We start from the raw sequence: 16,961 nt of genomic DNA, 5'->3' as shown, positions 1-16,961 counted from the left end.
TGTACGATGCATTAAAGCGCTCATGGAATCATTTTTCTTTATGAATGTTGTGGTTGAGGCTGTTTGAAGTAGTCTATGATACCGCCAATAACGAATAAAACAATAAATGGTATCAACCATGCGAGTTCAATATCTGCGAGTGGCAACCATTGGTAAATACGGGCGATGAATGGAACTAAATTGAAATCATTCACGATTTGCATGACTGAAATGATGAGTGTTGAAATCGTTGGAATAATATATGCATATTTGAAATCAATTTTAATAAAGATACTGACAAATGACACGAGAACTAGCACGATAGAGGTTGGATAAATGAATGTTAGTAACGGTACGGCAATATTCAAGATTAGTTCTAAGCCTAAGGTTGAAACAAGAAAGCCAAGAACTGAGAATATTAACACGAACCATTTATAAGTCAATTTCGGTATTTTTTTCACTGCGAAGGCAGCACATGCGTTCACTAAGCCAATACAAGTTGTTAAGCAAGCAAGGATAACGATGACACCGAAGATCAAGTTACCGAAAGTACCGAAGACACGTACAGAATTATACGTGAGGATTTGGGTACCATCTGTAAAACCAGGTTTGCCAGTCGTAGCACCGACATATGCTAGTGCAAAGTAAATCACTACAAGTAACAGTGCTGAAATCAGTCCTGCTTTGGCTACACTACTAACGAGTTGTTTTTGGTCGGTAATGCCTTTCATTTTAAAGCCTTGTACAATGACAACCGCAAAGGCAAGTGCCGCAACGAGATCCATCGTGAAGTAACCTTCAAGAATACCTGAAACAACCGGTGTATCTGCGTATTCACCCGTTGGATTACCAATTTGTGAATCTGGGTTGATAATTGTTAAGACACATAACACTGCAATGATGATAATCAATGCGGGTGTTAAATATTTACCTAAGTTATCAATGATATGATTCGGATAAAGTGATATGAGATAGACCACTAAGAAAAATATAATAGAGAATATAATCAACGTAACTTGGTTATGTACGGGTAAAATATGTTGCGTTCCGATTTCGTAAGCGACATTTGCCGCACGTGGAATACCGTATAACGCCCCGATGGATAAATAGATACAGATCGCAAAGATTGTACCAAAGATTGGATGTACTTTATTACCCACACTTTCAACACCGCCATTCATATGAGCGACGATGATGACTGTAATATAAGGTAATAAAATACCCGTTATGGCAAATCCAGCCATTGCAATCCACATATGATGTTGTGCGGTATAACCTAGCATCGGTGGAAAGATGAGGTTACCTGCACCAAAGAAAAATGAAAATAACATTAATCCTGAAATAAATATAAACCGTTTCATTTTAAATACCCCAATTTTTAGAAAAATCTAACTTTACAAAACATTATTAATTTAACATACAGCATGAATAAATTCAATATTAATATTGAACAGAAGTGTAATTAAGATAGATTTATAGTTATTTTAAATACAAAAGGGCAAAAAAAGAGCGCTCCGTGCGCTATAGCAGGAACGCTCTGACTTGGACATGCAATAAATTATGCTTCTGTTAACCATTGAATGGCACGTTCGATGGCTCTATCCCAATATGCATAGTCATGTTCACCAGGGCCATCTTCAAATTGATAATTGACGCCTTTTTCATCTAAATAACGTAAAAATTGTTGATTATCTTCATATAATTCATCTTCTGTACCACACATAATCAATAATTGCGGAATCGATTGATTATGTTCTAATGCTTCATCGACTAAATGGTAAGGGTCTAATGCCGTACCGATGACTTGTTTAGGATCTCCCGCAATGGCTTCACCTGAGAAATCTGTCCATTCATAATTCATTAATGTTTCTCCGCTGAAGACCGCAGATAACGGCACTGCTTTTGCAAAACGTTCGCCGTGGGTGAGAGCGAATTTAATCGTACCGTAACCACCCATAGAATGTCCTGCGATAAAGTTATCTTCACGTGCAGTAGATAATGGCAAGATTTGATGCAAATAGTCTGAGAGTTCTAGCGCATAGTCAAAATAACGATGACCATAAACCATATTACTATAACCGCTGTGATCAGCATTAGGCATAATCACTGCGAGTTGATGATCATTGGCATAACGTTCAATGCTTGTATAGCGCATATAAGTCGTTTCATCACTAGAGAGTCCGTGTAACAACAGCAACGTTTTTAACTGTTTCGGCTGTTGGTTCGGATCAAAGTATGTTGCATCTTCAGGTAAGATCACCATAAAGTGTTGATGCATGCCTAGAGTTGGAGAATGATAGTTCATTGATAATATTGCCACTTGAGTCACGCCCTTTGTTTTAAAATTAACGGTTTGTCTTCGTATATAAAGCAATATAAACTTTCGGAGAAACGACTTCAACTAAAGTAAGTTCAAGCTCTGTTGTAATAAGGGAAATTTTAGAAGGCGTGAGCTCATACAGCATCCATGTTTGATGATTAAATCTAAAAATTAATGTTGAGTCTAAGTGTAAAAAATGATATAGTAAGTGTTATTACATTACTATTTCGCTTTAACGCATAGAAGCGTTAAAATAACAAAGAGCGATCGTTAGAAGGTGACTTATGATGCAGAAACAATCTCAATGGAAGACGTCTACGGGCTTTATCCTTGCAAGTGCCGGTTCAGCCATCGGACTAGGTGCGATGTGGAAATTCCCATATATGGCAGGTATTTATGGTGGGGGCGCATTTTTATTTATGTTCTTACTCTTCACCTTAATTGTTGGCCTTCCATTACTTATCATGGAATTTGCGATAGGGAAAATGGGACGGACGTATACAACAAAAATATATGAGAAGTTAACCAATAAAAAATGGTTGAATATCATTGGATGGAACGGGAACTTAGCTGTTTTCATCCTATATGGATTCTACAGTGTCATCGGTGGTTGGATTGTCATTTATCTTTCCCATGTCTTCATGCAAATTTTAGGATTTGAGCAAGGTCCATTGGGACACATTCAATTTGAACAAGTCATAGGAAATCCTTGGATCACGATCATCGGTCAAGGTGTATTCATCTTATTAACGATGATTATCGTGATGTTTGGTGTGGAATCCGGTTTAGAAAAAGCATCTAAATTTATGATGCCGTTGCTGTTTATTTTCCTCATCATCATCGTCGCAAAATCACTCTCGTTAGACGGTGCGATGTCAGGGCTTAAATTCTTATTACAACCACGTACAGAAGATATCTCAATGGACGGTGTACTCTTCGCACTTGGGCAGTCCTTCTTTACGCTATCACTCGGTACAACAGGAATGATTACATATGCGAGCTATGCATCGAAAGAAATGACGATTAAAACATCCGCACTATCTATCGTGCTCATGAACATTCTCGTCTCTGTATTAGCTGGTTTAGCCATCTTCCCAGCAATCGGTGCATTTGGCTACGAACCAACAGAAGGGCCAGGACTGTTGTTTAAAGTGTTACCACAAGTGTTTGATGAAATGGCATTTGGTACAGGTTTCTATTTTATATTCTTAATCTTATTCTTGTTTGCAGCATTGACGTCTTCAATTTCTCTTTTAGAATTGAACGTCTCAAACTTTACTAAAAATGATAATAGTAAACGTACGAAAGTCGCATTCATCGCAAGTATTCTTGTGTTTATCATCAGTATTCCTGCTACGCTCTCATTCAGTAGTTTAAGTTCTATCCAATTCGCTGCGGGTATTATTTTTGATAATATGGACTTTCTTGTGTCTAACATTTTAATGCCATTAGGTGCTTTAGGTACAACACTAGTGACAGGTTACCTATTAGATAAACAAGCCTTGCGCACATACTTTGGACCTGATCGCTTTAAATTATTCGCGCCATGGTACTACCTTGTGAAATTTGTCTTACCGGTCGTTATCATCGTCGTATTCATCGTACAATTAATTTAATAAATATTGATAAAGTGCTAGAGTTTCAACAGGTTCTAGCACTTTATTTTTATTGGAAAATATGAGTTGTGGTATTAGGAGACTTTCAAATTTAAGGAAAGCTGTGCCCTATATGATTGTATCCAACATCCTATAAATACTGGCATGATGCAGTTTTGTAAAGTATCTCACAATGAAATGTAATCATAATGTCATCTAATTTACATGGTTTCAAAATATATTTCCACGTATAATAAAGATGTTAGCAGTAACAAGAAGGTAACCACAGAGATATAGGAGGTATAGAGAATGAGAAATAAAATCATTGCTACCGCGATTGGGGCTGGGGCAGTTGCGGCAGTCGTGGGTACAGACGCACAAGCGGCTACAACTCACAAAGTACAAAGTGGTGAATCATTATGGACGATTGCCAACCAATACAATATGTCTGTTAATCAGTTAAAATCATTGAACAATTTATCAAGCAACTTGATTTTTCCTAATCAAACATTAAAAGTATCGGGTTCACGTTCAAATTCATCATCTAGTCATTCAACGACAAGTCGCAGCACAGGGACTACATATACAGTGAAATCAGGTGATTCACTATCTGGCATCGCTGCAAAATATGGCACAAGCTATCAACGTATTATGCAATTAAATGGTTTGAACAGTACAATCATTTACCCGGGACAAAAATTAAAAGTATCTGGTTCAGCCAATTCATCTACGTCTCATGCTAAGCCAAGCACATCATCTAGTTCTAATAGAGGAACAACTACATATACGGTGCAAAGCGGAGATTCTTTATCTTCTATCGCAGCTCAATTTAACACAAGTTATCAACAAATTATGAATTTAAATGGGCTTTCAAACTTCTTAATTTATCCAGGACAAAAATTAAAAGTTTCAGGTAAAGCTTCTACATCTCAACAATCAACAGCTACTTCAACGACAAATACACGCGGTAATTCACCTGTGTTTAATCATCCAAACTTATACGACTGGGGACAATGCACATGGCATGTATTTAATAGAAGAGCAGAAGTAGGACAAGGCATTAGCACATACTGGGGTAACGCAAACACATGGGACGACCGTTCAGTATATGATGGCTACAGAGTAGACCATACAGCTACAGTCGGTTCTATCTTACAATCTGATTTAGGTTACTATGGTCATGCAGCGTTTGTTGAACGCGTGAACAATGATGGTAGCATTTTAGTTTCAGAAATGAACTACAGTGCCGCACCAGGTATCATGACTTACCGTACGATTCCTGCATACCAAGTATCACAATATAAATATATCCATTAATTTAAATAAAAAATAAAGGCCAGAACGAAACGTCTGAAGCAATCGCGACAACGTTTGAAGTTCCGGCCTTTTTCTATCTTTTTCAATGTTGAATTGCGTGTATTAATCCATCGCTTTAATTTGTTTGTAGCGATTGTACGCATGATACATAGATAAACCTAGGGTAAAGATAGACCATAATTTTCTTATTTTATGTGGTGATTTGATAGATGTAAATGAATCTAACACGATGCTTAATGTACTTACACCTAAGTTAAGGTAAAGTAAATTTTTACTATTAGAACGGTTTACGCGTGTATAGATTTCCAATGCACCACTAGCGAGATTAACGATACTTGAAAGACGTCCTACTTTAGATTTTTTTGCCATAACTATACCTCCATTGTGCAATAAGTTGTCAATTTATTATAACATGAATATTGTAGTATGTTGGCATTGAGACGTACAACTTTGAGACCTCGCATAGATTGATGGTTAGCTAGAAATACAGAGTTTAAGAAAGGGGACATGTAGGATGACGGAATCACCATCGTGCATTAGATGCGTTTGTTTAGTAGTTGAACATGAGGACCAGCTCCTCTTGGTACAGGCGCATCATCGAAATAAATATTATTTCCCGGGTGGTAAAATAGATGATGGAGAATCTCAAATCCAAGCGTTACAACGTGAAATTAAGGAAGAGCTTAACGTTAAGTTAAATGAAGATGAAATAGAGTTTTTAGGCCAAGTCGTAGGGCCTGCTTATCCGCAAAAAGATCAGTTTACAGAGTTAAATTGTTATCGCACGACAGGTCAATATGATTGGAATCAAATAGAACCGAAACACGAAATTACAGATATAAAATGGATTGATAAAAATGAAACATCACTGATTGCGCCAGCAGTCATTCAATGGATTGAACAACGTCGGACTCAACAAGTATCTATACAATTTGTGCCGTATGATCATACACTTTACGATACCGTTGAAGACATCGAAGTTGCGTCGAGTGATCGCAAGTTTACGAAAACGCCGATGGATAATATCGAGCTTGCTAAAACGGATGATGAACGGTACCCGACCCTCATTTATAATGCACAACAACAGTGCGTTGGATTTTTCACATTACATAGAGGAGAAGGTGTGGCGCCTTATACGGATAATCCGCATGCCATATTTTTCCGTTCATTCAGTATAGATGTTAATGAACGGGGGCATGGCTATGCGAAAGCAACGATTAAACAATTACCACAATATATTCATGGTCATTTTTCAGATATCAATGAGGTCTATTTGACGGTGAATGATGACAACGAAAGAGCACAGCAACTTTACGAGCAATGTGATTATCAATATGTTGGCGAGTCAACCGCAGAAGGACGTCCAGTTTATATCATGAAACGTGAGATATAAAAATAGTGTAGACCCCTCTTTAAAGGTAGGGGCCTACACTTTTTATTGAAGCTATTCTTCTTTTTGAGATGAATGAAGGTTTGAAGGCTGACGTTTAATGAGCCATGCGGTAATGAGCGCAGTGATTGGAATACTGATCGCTACTGCAATGCCTCCAAGTAAGATGGAAACAAATTCTTGCGCAAACAATTTAGAGTTGATGATTTGGCCAAATGAATAGTTTAATTTAAAGAACCAAATAAAGATTGTTAGTTGTCCACCTAAATAAGCTAGATAAATCGTATTTGCGGATGTCGCTAATATTTCACGACCTACACGCATGCCTGAATCAAATAGTTCACGGCGTGTTAGTTCTGGTTTTGTTTCGTATAATTCGTACATTGGCGAACTAATCGTGATGGCTAAATCAATCACAGCTGCAATGACTGCTAACACGATTGAAAATACCATGAACTTAACCATGTCTATGCCGATATTCATTGAATAGACGTAAGTTTCATCCTGTTGTTCTGTCGTAAAGCCTTGTAAATTACCAATCGAGATGGATAGGTAAATACCAGTGATAAGTATCACGGATGTTATTAAAGTACAAATAAATGCAGCGAGCGTCTTCGTATTGTAACTATTTAACACAAATAAGTTACAGGCTGAAATAGCAATTGAGAAAATGAGTGTCACTAAATAGATAGGGGCACCGAACATGATCGCAATGATCGAAATGAGCAAGATGATAAAGTTAAGGAATAACGTCAAGAATGAGACGAGTCCTTTTTTACCACCGAAAATGATCATGACGATGAATAATATCAGACCGAGTATTGTCATTGCACTCATACGCGTTCACCTCGCCATTTGAACCAGAGTTGCATGAGTAAGATAGTGATCGGTATCGTGAGCACAATACCGATACCCCCTGTAATCGCTCGCGCAATTTCAAGTGACCAATTCATTGAAATGGTATACGTAATCGTGTTTTCGTTTTTTAAATAAACAAGAATCATCGGTAAACTACCTGATAAATATGAGAAGAGTAGGATGTTAGTCATCGTACCCATGATATCTTGACCGATGTTCCGACCAGCGAGTGCCCAACGCGTGAGGGAAATATTAGGATTACGACGCAAGATTTCATACATACCACTCGCAATCGTAATCGCCACATCCATCACAGCACCGAGTGAGCCGATTAATACCGAAGCGAGAAAGACTTCTGTTGGTGGCATCGTCAAGAAATCCATCGTTTCATACTTGAGCCCTTCGCCACCTGTAAGGACAATGACGAGTTGGGTGATGCCGATACAAATAAAGGTGCCGAGCAAGGTACTCACGATTGTTACGAGTGTGCGGGTGTGCCAACCAGTGACTAATAACAAGGTAATGATCGTCGAGATGACCACGGCGCCACACATTAATAGGAATAAATTGATGTTTGAATTGAGCGTATTGATATAAATGGCAATCAACACTGCTAATGTATTTAAAATCAATGAGATAATCGATTGCAAGCCTACCTTACGACCGACAACAAGTAACGTGATGAGAAATATACCTATTACTGCGACAATCAAGGAGTCACGTTTTTGTTCAATAATATAAGCATCGCTTGGCGATTTGTCCATATGTAATAATACTTTGTTGTTTTCGTGATATTGTTCACTGTCAGCTTGGGATTCCACATAACTGTGTTTGAGATGTGTGGTTTCACCTTCAAACTGACCATTTAATATTTTGATGGTTAAGATTTCATCATGTTGCGTATCTTTATTATTATGTTCATCATTGAGTTGCTTCGTTTGTTGATGCTCGATAGATTCAATTTGTCCGATAGGGATGTTATAAAACTTTTCATTAAAAAAAGTGAAAATAAACAATGCGATGAATATCACGGCAAAAATAGCGATAAACCATTTAAACGGACCAGAACCTAATTGCTTACGTAACATTTTCCACCTTCTTACTGTAGGAATGTATTGAGTCAATGTGATTATACGCTTGAAGGTCGTGTTTTTCAAAGCATTATCGGTCAGACTTTCGCATGACAAGACGCTCAACTATCTCTGTCACGCTTTCTCTTATACAACAACCTTGCACTTTATAAGTATTAAGATTCATTTTAGGTAAAAAGTGTTAAAGTCGTTTAAAATTTAGGTAAAATTATAATTGACTTCGAAATTCAATTGTTATAAGATATCAATGAACTTAATACATGAGGAATACCCAAGTCCGGCTGAAGGGATCGGTCTTGAAAACCGACAGGGGCTTAACGACCCGCGGGGGTTCGAATCCCTCTTCCTCCGCTATATGCGAGATCCTCGTTATACATCGTTAATGACAACGTTGTGATAGCGAGGATTTTTTGTTGCCTTAATTTAAATTGACGTGCCCATTTATCTTTTTGAGTGAAAGCCTTTGCAAAAATTGTATAGACAGGTTATACTTTCTATGAAATCGATAGCAAGGGAGTGAAAGGTATGGCAGTAAAGAAAAAGGACGTCGAACGCATCGTGGAAGCGATTGGTGGGAAAGATAACATCCAATACGCGACCCATTGTGTGACACGTTTACGGTTAGTGTTGAAAGACGAAAGCAAAGTAGATGCAGATTTACTTGCTGAAAATAACTTAGTCAAGGGACAGTTTGAAGCGGACGATCAGTATCAAATCGTGATTGGTCCAGGGACAGTCGATGAAGTATATGCGCAGTTCGCTGAACAAACGGGGATCAGTGATGATTCTGGGAAATCATCCGATACGCAATCAGGTGAGAAAGAGGAGAAAAAGGGAAATGCCTTACAACGTTTTATTAAACTTTTAGGTGACATCTTTATTCCAATCCTACCCGCCATTGTGACAGCTGGTTTGTTATTAGGGATCAATAACTTATTAACGATGAAAGATCTATTTGGTCCGCAACCGCTGGTAGAACAATTTCCTCAGTTACACGATATTGCTGATATAATTAAAGTCATTGCCAACACCGCATTCACATTCTTACCTGCTTTAGTCGGTTGGAGCAGTATGCGTGTATTTGGTGGGAGTCCAATTCTTGGATTGGTGTTAGGGCTCATTTTAATGAATCCGCAACTCGTACCCCAATCTGAAATTGCGAAAGGTGACATTCCAACGTGGAATATCTTTGGTTTAGAAATTAAACAACTGAATTATCAAAACCAAGTGTTACCTATCTTATTAGCCACTTATGTATTAGCGAAATTAGAAAAACTATTAAATCGTGTCGTCCATGATACGATTAAAATGCTCGTCGTTGGGCCGGTCGCATTACTCATTACAGGTTTCCTTTCATTTATTCTGATTGGACCCATCGCATTGTGGCTCGGTGCTGGTATCACGAATGCAGTGGTGTTTATCTTTGATTACGCTGGCTGGTTAGGTGGCGCATTATACGGTTTCTTCTACGCACCACTTGTTATTACCGGCTTACATCACATGTTCTTAGCAGTGGACTTCCAACTTATGAGTAGCGATTTAAAAGGTACGTATTTATGGCCTATCCTCGCGATTTCCAATATATGCCAAGGTTCTGCAGTGTTCGGCGCTTGGTACGTCTACAAGCGAAATAAAATGGTTAAAGAGGAAGGCTTAGCGTTAACGTCAGGGATTTCAGGGTTACTTGGTGTAACTGAACCTGCACTGTTCGGTGTGAACTTACCACTGAAATATCCTTTCCTCGCTGCTATCTCTACGTCAGGTGTGCTCGGCGCGATTGTTGGTGCAAGTGGTGTCTTAGGTAAAGTAGGTGTCGGTGGTGTGCCTGCGATTATATCTATCAAAAGTGAATATTGGGGATTATACCTCGTCGTCACATTGATTGCAGTTGTAGTTCCAGCTGCATTAACAATCATCTTCTCAAACTTCAGTCATGATAAAGTTAAGAAAATGGTAGATGAATAATTAAAAACCCGCATGGTATAAAGCGTTTTAAAATGAAAGAAAGGGTGAGCACGGATGTCGCAAACAGATTGGAGAAAATCTGTCGTATACCAAATTTATCCGAAATCATTCAACGATACGACAGGTAGTGGTCAAGGTGATCTTAACGGCATTATTGATAAATTAGATTATTTAGCGTATTTAGGCGTAGACTATATCTGGCTAACACCCATATATCCTTCTCCAATGAATGATAACGGTTATGATATTAGTGATTATTACCGAATCAATGAACAGTTCGGTACGTTAGAAGATTTTAAAAGATTGTTAGAGATAGCACATCAGTACGGATTGAAAGTGATGTTGGATATTGTGTTTAACCATACATCTACTGACCATACGTGGTTTCAACAGGCACTGGCTGATCCTGAAAGTCCGTACCGTGATTATTATTTCTTTAGAAAAGGACGTAATGGCGGGCCACCTACCAACTGGCAATCTAAATTTGGTGGTAATGCTTGGCAATACGAACCGAATTCTGGTGAATATTATTTACACTTATTTGATGTGAGCCAAGCTGATCTTAATTGGGAAAATGAATACGTACGACAATCGCTATACGATATTGTGAAATATTGGATGTCATATGGTGTCGACGGCTTTCGCTTTGATGTCATCAATCTCATTTCTAAAGATCGATTTGAAGACTCAGATGCGATTGGAAAAGAGTACTATACGGATGGGCCACGGGTTCATGACTTTATTCACGAGATGAATAGAGCGACATTTGGAGATCGAGAGATGATGACGGTAGGGGAAATGTCATCTACGACTATTGATCACTGTATTCGCTACACACAACCAGAACGACAAGAACTAAATAGCGTATTTAACTTTCATCATTTAAAAGTGGATTACGCAGAAGGTGAAAAATGGACTGAATCACAACTCGACTTTCATAAATTGAAAGAGATTTTAATCGAATGGCAACTCGGAATTTATGAAGGTGGCGGTTGGAATGCTATATTCTGGTGTAATCACGACCAACCCCGTATCGTCAGTCGCTTTGGAGATGATTCAACGGAAGCGATGCGCCAACGCAGTGCAAAAATGTTAGCCATCGTGCTGCACATGCTACAAGGCACTCCTTATATTTTCCAGGGTGAAGAAATAGGAATGACGAATCCTCATTTTGACAAACTGAACCAATATCGAGATGTGGAATCTCTCAATGCGTATGATTCACTCCAAGAAGCGGGTAAAAGTGAATCAGAAATCATGCGCATCTTAGCTCAAAAATCACGCGATAATGCGAGAACGCCGATGCAGTGGGATGACAGTGCACAGGCTGGTTTTACTGAGGGAGAACCTTGGATTGAAGTTTCGGATAATTATAAAGAGATTAATGTTCAACAAGCGATGAATGATGAACAATCCGTTTTACAAACTTATCGTAAACTCATTCAACTCAGACATAACTATGATGTTGTGACTTATGGTAATATAGAACCGTTATATATGGCACACGATCAATTGTTTATCTACAGACGAAATGATGAACATGACAGCTGGTTAATCATCGCAAATTTTTCTAATGAAGCCCTTGCTATACCTGAAGAATTAGATACGACAGGTCAAACCGTGATAGAAAATGAACCTGACCTTTTAGCAGAAGGTAAGATACCAGCTTATGGAGCCATTGTAATCGATCAATAAATCAATAGAGTTGAGTGTGAAAGAAATGGGTCAACAGAAATTTATTACGATATATGAAGCGTTAAAAGCAGATATTTTACAGGGGCATTATGGCTACCGGGAACAGCTCCCTTCTGAGCCATCTCTAGCGAACACCTATGACGTGTCACGTGAAACAGTCAGAAAAGCGTTAAACATGTTATCGAATGATGGTAAAATACAAAAGATCAAAGGGAAGGGCTCTGTCGTCATCTATCAAGGAATGACTGAATTCCCACTCGCAGATCTCAGGAGCTTTAAAGAGGTCCAAGCAGAACTCGGCCGGACATACGATACAGAAGTGAAAGTGTTAGAAATAGTGAAAGCCCTCGATGTGCCTACCGTGAAACATGCGCTTGATTTAACTGCGGAACAGCAGCTTTGGCATGTAGTTCGATTGCGCCATTATGAGCATAAAACCAAGATTATAGATGAAGATTATTTTCTTACAGATATTGTGCCAAACTTAACTGAAGCCATCGCACGTGATTCAATATACGACTATATTGAACATGATTTAGGTCGCAAAATCAGTTATTCTAACAAAACGATTACGTTTGAACCGTTCAGCGAGCAAGAGTATCAATATTTTGATGAAATTAATCCACCTTACACGGCTACGGTGCGAGGTGTGGTTTATTTGGAAAATACGACCAAATTTCAATACAACATTTCAAAACATTTAGCGACAGAATTTCAATTTAATGATTTTTCACGTCGTCGTCCGGAATAATTGAACCTCTGTGAAGTGAATGAGTAGAGGTATGATGAAAGATGGTGCTTCTTTCATTGAACAGTATGTATGTGAATGAGGGTTTACATGCCCTTTACAAAAAATAAAAGTTTTAGCTTGCAAACGTGAGCGAAATTATAGTATTATATGACTTATCGTGCTAGGCGGGGAGGTAGCGGTTCCCTGAACTTGAAAGCCGCTTTATGCAAGGCTTAATCCCTTTGTTGAGGATGTGTTTTTGTGAAGTCTGCCCAAAACACGCGGTGTTTGAAGATTTCGGTCCTATGCAATATGAACCCATGAACCATGTCAGGTCCTGACGGAAGCAGCATTAAGTGGATCATCATATGTGCCGTAGGGTCGCCGAGATTTAGCTGGCGGTTTTGGTAACGTTTATGATACACATTCGATACAAAGGTGCACGATTTTTTTATTGTGTATGAAGATAATATATGAATATAAATAAGAACGATAAAGCTGGGACAAATGAGTGTTCCAGCTTATTTATTGTATTTGGATAGGTGGAAGCACTGCTACTCTAGAGATAGTGAAGCGGTTATGAGAAATGACCATTGATTTTTAACAGCTTACGAACGTAAATCATATTCAAATATAAATGTGCAATGATATAATAGAATGGATTGTAATTGGAGGTGCGAAAGTGAACTACCAAGCTTTATATCGAATGTTCAGACCACAAAGCTTTGACGATGTTGTTGGACAAACCCATGTGACCAAAACATTACAGAATGCAATCGCAAAAAGGAAACAGTCTCACGCTTATATTTTCAGCGGTCCTCGTGGTACAGGTAAGACAAGTATTGCGAAAATCTTTGCGAAAGCGATCAACTGTTTGAACCGTTCAGACGGCGAGCCTTGTAATGAATGTGCTGTTTGTAAAGGGATCACGCAAGGGACAAACTCCGATGTCATTGAGATTGACGCTGCGAGTAATAATGGTGTAGACGAAATTAGAAATATTAGAGATAAAGTGAAATATGCGCCAGGTGAATCAAGATACAAAGTCTATATCATCGACGAGGTGCACATGTTAACAACAGGTGCATTTAATGCCTTGTTAAAAACACTCGAAGAACCACCAGCACATGCCATTTTTATATTAGCTACGACAGAACCACATAAAATACCTCCAACGATTATTTCACGTGCACAACGGTTTGACTTTAAAGCGATTAGTCACGAAGATATCGTAGAAAGATTGCGTTATGTCGCTCAAACGCAAGAAATTGACTATGATGACGAAGCGCTTGAATTTGTGGCTAAATCTTCGGAAGGCGGAATGCGTGATGCGTTGAGTATTATGGATCAAGCAATCGCTTTCGGTAACGATCGGTTAACGTTACAAGATGCGCTTAACGTGACAGGTAGTGTAGATGAAGCATCCTTAAATGAACTGTTTAGTGAAGTTGTTAACGGGGATGTACGCGATGCATTTAGTACTTATCACCATTTTGTGTCAGAAGGTAAAGAGGTCAATCGTTTAATCAACGATATGATATATTTTGTGCGTGATACGATTATGAACAAGACATCACAAACTGAAACACAATATGATGCTTTGATGCATTTCGAGCTTGATACATTGTATAAAATGATTGATATCATTAATGATACGCTCGTTTCAATTCGCTACAGTGTGAATCAGAGTGTTCATTTTGAAGTTCTACTGGTTAAGCTGGCAGAAATGATTAAAGCGCAACCCCAAGAAGTTCAAGCAGCTCCAGCGGCAAGTGTTGCTTCAGAACCTAATAATGATGTGTTATTGCAACGCATGGAACAGCTGGAAAATGAACTCCAAACACTTAAATCACAAGGGGTTTCGGCTTCATCTTCTCAATCACAACCATCTCGATCCAACACAAGTCGTCGTAAGAAATATAAAGGCGCTTATACGATGACAGATATCAGCAAAGTACTTGATAAAGCGAATAAAGAAGATATCAAATTACTGAAAGATCACTGGCAAGAAGTGATTGATTATGCGAAAGGTAATAATCAAAAAGCGCTTGTGAGCTTACTCCAAAATTCAGAACCTGTAGCTGCGAGCGAGACGAAAGTGCTCGTGAAGTTTGATGAAGAAATTCACTGTGAAATTGTGAATAAAGATGATGATAAACGCAGCAGTATTGAAAATGTAGTATGCAATATCATCAATAAGAAAGTGAACGTCGTTGGGGTACCATCAGATCAATGGCTTAGAGTACGCTCTGAATATCTACAAAACAGAAAACAACGCTCACAATCTGACAGTACGACTGAGGAGGAAACAGACGACACTAATGAATCGCAAGTGGATGTGGCTCAAAAAGCGAAAGAACTCTTTGGTGAAGATACAGTGAGATTAGTTGATGAGGAATAATAGTCATGTTTAGTGAATCGCTTCCTATCTTTAATGGAATGGAAGCATGTATGCGGTGAGATAGCTAAAGATTTAGCGCTTTTAGAAAAGGCTTATAGTTAAAAAGCACTTATGTCGATAAAGAGATACATGACAACATTTATAAAGCACGGTATAATAAAACAACAACATCATTAGTGAAAAGTAACCATTATAAGGAGGACGTAATTTATGCGCGGTGGCGGAAATATGCAACAAATGATGAAACAAATGCAAAAAATGCAGAAAAAAATGGCTGAAGAGCAAGAAAAATTAAAAGAAGAACGCATTCAAGGTACAGCAGGTGGCGGTATGGTCACTGTTACTGTATCAGGACATAAAGAAGTCATTGATGTAGAAATCAAAGAAGAAGCGGTCGATCCTGACGATATCGAAATGTTACAAGACTTAGTAGTTGCCGCTACAAACGAAGCGATGAATAAAGCTGATGAACTTACACAAGAACGTTTAGGCAAACATACTAAGGGCTTAAATATTCCAGGAATGTGATAAGATGCAATACCCAGAACCGATTTCTAAACTGATTGACAGTTTCATGAAATTGCCAGGCATTGGCCCTAAAACGGCACAACGTCTGGCTTTTCATGTATTAGATATGAAAGAAGATGACGTAGTCCAATTCGCTAAAGCGCTCGTAGATGTTAAACGAGAGCTCACATACTGTAGCGAATGTGGTCATATTACAGAACAAGACCCTTGTTATATATGTCAGGATAAACAACGCGATCGTTCGGTTATATGTGTGGTAGAAGATGATAAAGATGTCATTGCAATGGAAAAAATGCGCGAATATAAAGGTTTATATCACGTCTTACACGGTTCGATCTCTCCAATGGATGGTGTAGGGCCAGAAGATATTAATATCCCTAGCTTAATCAATCGATTGAAAGATGAAGAAGTGAAAGAGATTATTTTAGCAATGAACCCAAACCTTGAAGGTGAATCTACCGCAATGTACATTTCTCGTTTGGTTAAACCCATCGGTATTAAAGTGACAAGATTAGCACAAGGTTTATCTGTGGGTGGCGATTTAGAATACGCTGATGAAGTGACACTATCTAAAGCCATTGCAGGTCGTACGGAAATGTAAAAATTAAGATATAAACATGAGGTGGTTTCATTCTGCCTTTGATCGGCACAGTTTTTTTAAACTGGCCGATTTTTTTATAATTTTTTTGGTGAAAGGATAAGTTTGTTTTTTGAAGATGTAGTGGAATGATTGGGGGGGTTATATAACTAATTTGTCATGGAAAAACGAACGATAATTGATAGTAGGTAGGATAAGGTTGGTGTTTACCTTTAGAAATGTTAAGTCAATATAAAGAGAGTGTAAATTTTACTGTTGTAAAAGCGATTGAATGCCTGTATAGTTACTACTTGTCGAACGAAATAAACGACTCACAACGTTAACAAATTAATTATAAAAGGGTGTTGACTTCAATAGTTAAAACATGTATAATTAATTATCGTTGGTTGAAGAAATGAACATTGAAAACTGAATGACAATATGTCAACGTTAATTCCAATAAACAACGATTCAATCGTTGATTGAACAAGTGTTGAAGAAACACATTTAGCAAA

General features: G+C 38.3%; 14 protein-coding genes, 1 tRNA gene and 1 other RNA gene. 11 read left to right on the top strand and 5 right to left on the bottom strand.

Going from position 1 to position 16,961, the window contains the following annotated elements:
• Positions 1-38: 38 nt before the first annotated feature.
• Both brnQ and APS80_RS07895 read right to left on the bottom strand, forming a co-directional pair.
• The gene (gene brnQ / locus APS80_RS07900; RefSeq protein WP_059107736.1) at positions 39-1,340 is read right to left on the bottom strand and encodes a branched-chain amino acid transport system II carrier protein; all 1,302 of its coding nucleotides are present in this window, start codon (positions 1,338-1,340) and stop codon (positions 39-41) included.
• Positions 1,341-1,537: 197 nt separating this feature from the next.
• Positions 1,538-2,299 carry an alpha/beta hydrolase gene (locus APS80_RS07895; protein WP_059107735.1) on the bottom strand — a complete coding sequence of 254 codons (762 nt, stop codon included), beginning with the start codon at positions 2,297-2,299 and terminating at the stop codon, positions 1,538-1,540.
• Between the two features lie 284 nt (positions 2,300-2,583).
• On the opposite strand from APS80_RS07895, the gene APS80_RS07890 reads away from it, so the two are divergent.
• Positions 2,584-3,915, top strand: coding sequence for a sodium-dependent transporter (locus tag APS80_RS07890; protein WP_169791261.1), 1,332 nt, complete (start codon positions 2,584-2,586; stop codon positions 3,913-3,915).
• A gap of 288 nt (positions 3,916-4,203) precedes the next feature.
• Complete coding sequence (locus tag APS80_RS07885) at positions 4,204-5,211, top strand: LysM peptidoglycan-binding domain-containing protein (RefSeq protein ID WP_059107733.1); 1,008 nt, start codon at positions 4,204-4,206, stop codon at positions 5,209-5,211.
• A gap of 102 nt (positions 5,212-5,313) precedes the next feature.
• On the opposite strand, the gene APS80_RS07880 is transcribed toward APS80_RS07885, so the two are convergent.
• The gene (locus APS80_RS07880) at positions 5,314-5,580 is read right to left on the bottom strand and encodes a hypothetical protein (protein WP_059107732.1); all 267 of its coding nucleotides are present in this window, start codon (positions 5,578-5,580) and stop codon (positions 5,314-5,316) included.
• A gap of 145 nt (positions 5,581-5,725) precedes the next feature.
• Here APS80_RS07880 and APS80_RS10630 point away from each other — a divergent pair, with 145 nt between their 5' ends.
• On the top strand, positions 5,726-6,604 hold the full coding sequence (locus tag APS80_RS10630; protein ID WP_083498192.1) for a GNAT family N-acetyltransferase: 879 nt from the start codon (positions 5,726-5,728) through the stop codon (positions 6,602-6,604).
• A 51-nt stretch (positions 6,605-6,655) separates the two neighbouring features.
• Here the strand turns inward: APS80_RS10630 and APS80_RS07870 are convergent, their stop codons facing one another.
• On the bottom strand, positions 6,656-7,438 hold the full coding sequence (locus APS80_RS07870; protein WP_059107731.1) for a YibE/F family protein: 783 nt from the start codon (positions 7,436-7,438) through the stop codon (positions 6,656-6,658).
• A complete protein-coding gene (locus APS80_RS07865) occupies positions 7,435-8,547 on the bottom strand; it encodes a YibE/F family protein (protein ID WP_059107730.1) in 1,113 nt (370 codons plus the stop codon). Before APS80_RS07865 ends, APS80_RS07870 begins: the two co-directional genes overlap by 4 nt.
• 265 nt (positions 8,548-8,812) lie before the next feature.
• Between APS80_RS07865 and APS80_RS07860 the strand changes: the two genes are divergently transcribed.
• The 8 genes from APS80_RS07860 (at position 8,813) to recR (ending at position 16,470) form a co-directional block, all read left to right on the top strand.
• Positions 8,813-8,901, top strand: a tRNA-Ser gene (locus tag APS80_RS07860).
• 174 nt (positions 8,902-9,075) lie between these two features.
• Positions 9,076-10,515 carry a PTS system trehalose-specific EIIBC component gene (gene treP / locus APS80_RS07855; RefSeq protein ID WP_059107729.1) on the top strand — a complete coding sequence of 480 codons (1,440 nt, stop codon included), beginning with the start codon at positions 9,076-9,078 and terminating at the stop codon, positions 10,513-10,515.
• A gap of 54 nt (positions 10,516-10,569) precedes the next feature.
• Positions 10,570-12,210: an alpha,alpha-phosphotrehalase gene (gene treC, locus APS80_RS07850; RefSeq protein ID WP_059107728.1), complete on the top strand. Its 1,641-nt coding sequence runs from the start codon at positions 10,570-10,572 to the stop codon at positions 12,208-12,210.
• A 25-nt stretch (positions 12,211-12,235) separates the two neighbouring features.
• Entirely contained in the window at positions 12,236-12,961 is a 726-nt protein-coding gene (treR, locus tag APS80_RS07845; RefSeq protein ID WP_059107727.1) for a trehalose operon repressor, read from the top strand.
• 155 nt (positions 12,962-13,116) lie between these two features.
• Positions 13,117-13,386: signal recognition particle sRNA large type (gene ffs / locus APS80_RS10625), an RNA gene on the top strand.
• A gap of 191 nt (positions 13,387-13,577) precedes the next feature.
• The gene (gene dnaX / locus APS80_RS07840; protein ID WP_249664851.1) at positions 13,578-15,341 is read left to right on the top strand and encodes a DNA polymerase III subunit gamma/tau; all 1,764 of its coding nucleotides are present in this window, start codon (positions 13,578-13,580) and stop codon (positions 15,339-15,341) included.
• A 210-nt stretch (positions 15,342-15,551) separates the two neighbouring features.
• Entirely contained in the window at positions 15,552-15,869 is a 318-nt protein-coding gene (locus APS80_RS07835; protein WP_059107725.1) for a YbaB/EbfC family nucleoid-associated protein, read from the top strand.
• Positions 15,870-15,873: 4 nt separating this feature from the next.
• Complete coding sequence (gene recR / locus APS80_RS07830; protein WP_059107724.1) at positions 15,874-16,470, top strand: recombination mediator RecR; 597 nt, start codon at positions 15,874-15,876, stop codon at positions 16,468-16,470.
• Positions 16,471-16,961: the final 491 nt, after the last annotated feature.

Source organism: Staphylococcus auricularis, from assembly GCF_001500315.1.
GTDB classification, from domain to species: Bacteria; Bacillota; Bacilli; order Staphylococcales; family Staphylococcaceae; genus Staphylococcus; species Staphylococcus auricularis.
Note: the sequence above shows the minus strand (reverse complement) of the source record. Positions and strands in the feature narration are given on the sequence as shown.

Coding starts and splice junctions, on each gene's coding strand:
- APS80_RS10630 (WP_083498192.1), top strand. CDS start 5,726: ATGACGGAATCACCATCGTGCATTAGATGCGTTTGTTTAGTAGTTGAA.
- treC (WP_059107728.1), top strand. CDS start 10,570: ATGTCGCAAACAGATTGGAGAAAATCTGTCGTATACCAAATTTATCCG.
- dnaX (WP_249664851.1), top strand. CDS start 13,578: ATGTGCAATGATATAATAGAATGGATTGTAATTGGAGGTGCGAAAGTG.
- APS80_RS07880 (WP_059107732.1), bottom strand. CDS start 5,580: ATGGCAAAAAAATCTAAAGTAGGACGTCTTTCAAGTATCGTTAATCTC.
- APS80_RS07885 (WP_059107733.1), top strand. CDS start 4,204: ATGAGAAATAAAATCATTGCTACCGCGATTGGGGCTGGGGCAGTTGCG.
- APS80_RS07865 (WP_059107730.1), bottom strand. CDS start 8,547: ATGTTACGTAAGCAATTAGGTTCTGGTCCGTTTAAATGGTTTATCGCT.
- APS80_RS07835 (WP_059107725.1), top strand. CDS start 15,552: ATGCGCGGTGGCGGAAATATGCAACAAATGATGAAACAAATGCAAAAA.
- brnQ (WP_059107736.1), bottom strand. CDS start 1,340: ATGAAACGGTTTATATTTATTTCAGGATTAATGTTATTTTCATTTTTC.
- treR (WP_059107727.1), top strand. CDS start 12,236: ATGGGTCAACAGAAATTTATTACGATATATGAAGCGTTAAAAGCAGAT.
- recR (WP_059107724.1), top strand. CDS start 15,874: ATGCAATACCCAGAACCGATTTCTAAACTGATTGACAGTTTCATGAAA.
- treP (WP_059107729.1), top strand. CDS start 9,076: ATGGCAGTAAAGAAAAAGGACGTCGAACGCATCGTGGAAGCGATTGGT.
- APS80_RS07870 (WP_059107731.1), bottom strand. CDS start 7,438: ATGAGTGCAATGACAATACTCGGTCTGATATTATTCATCGTCATGATC.
- APS80_RS07890 (WP_169791261.1), top strand. CDS start 2,584: ATGATGCAGAAACAATCTCAATGGAAGACGTCTACGGGCTTTATCCTT.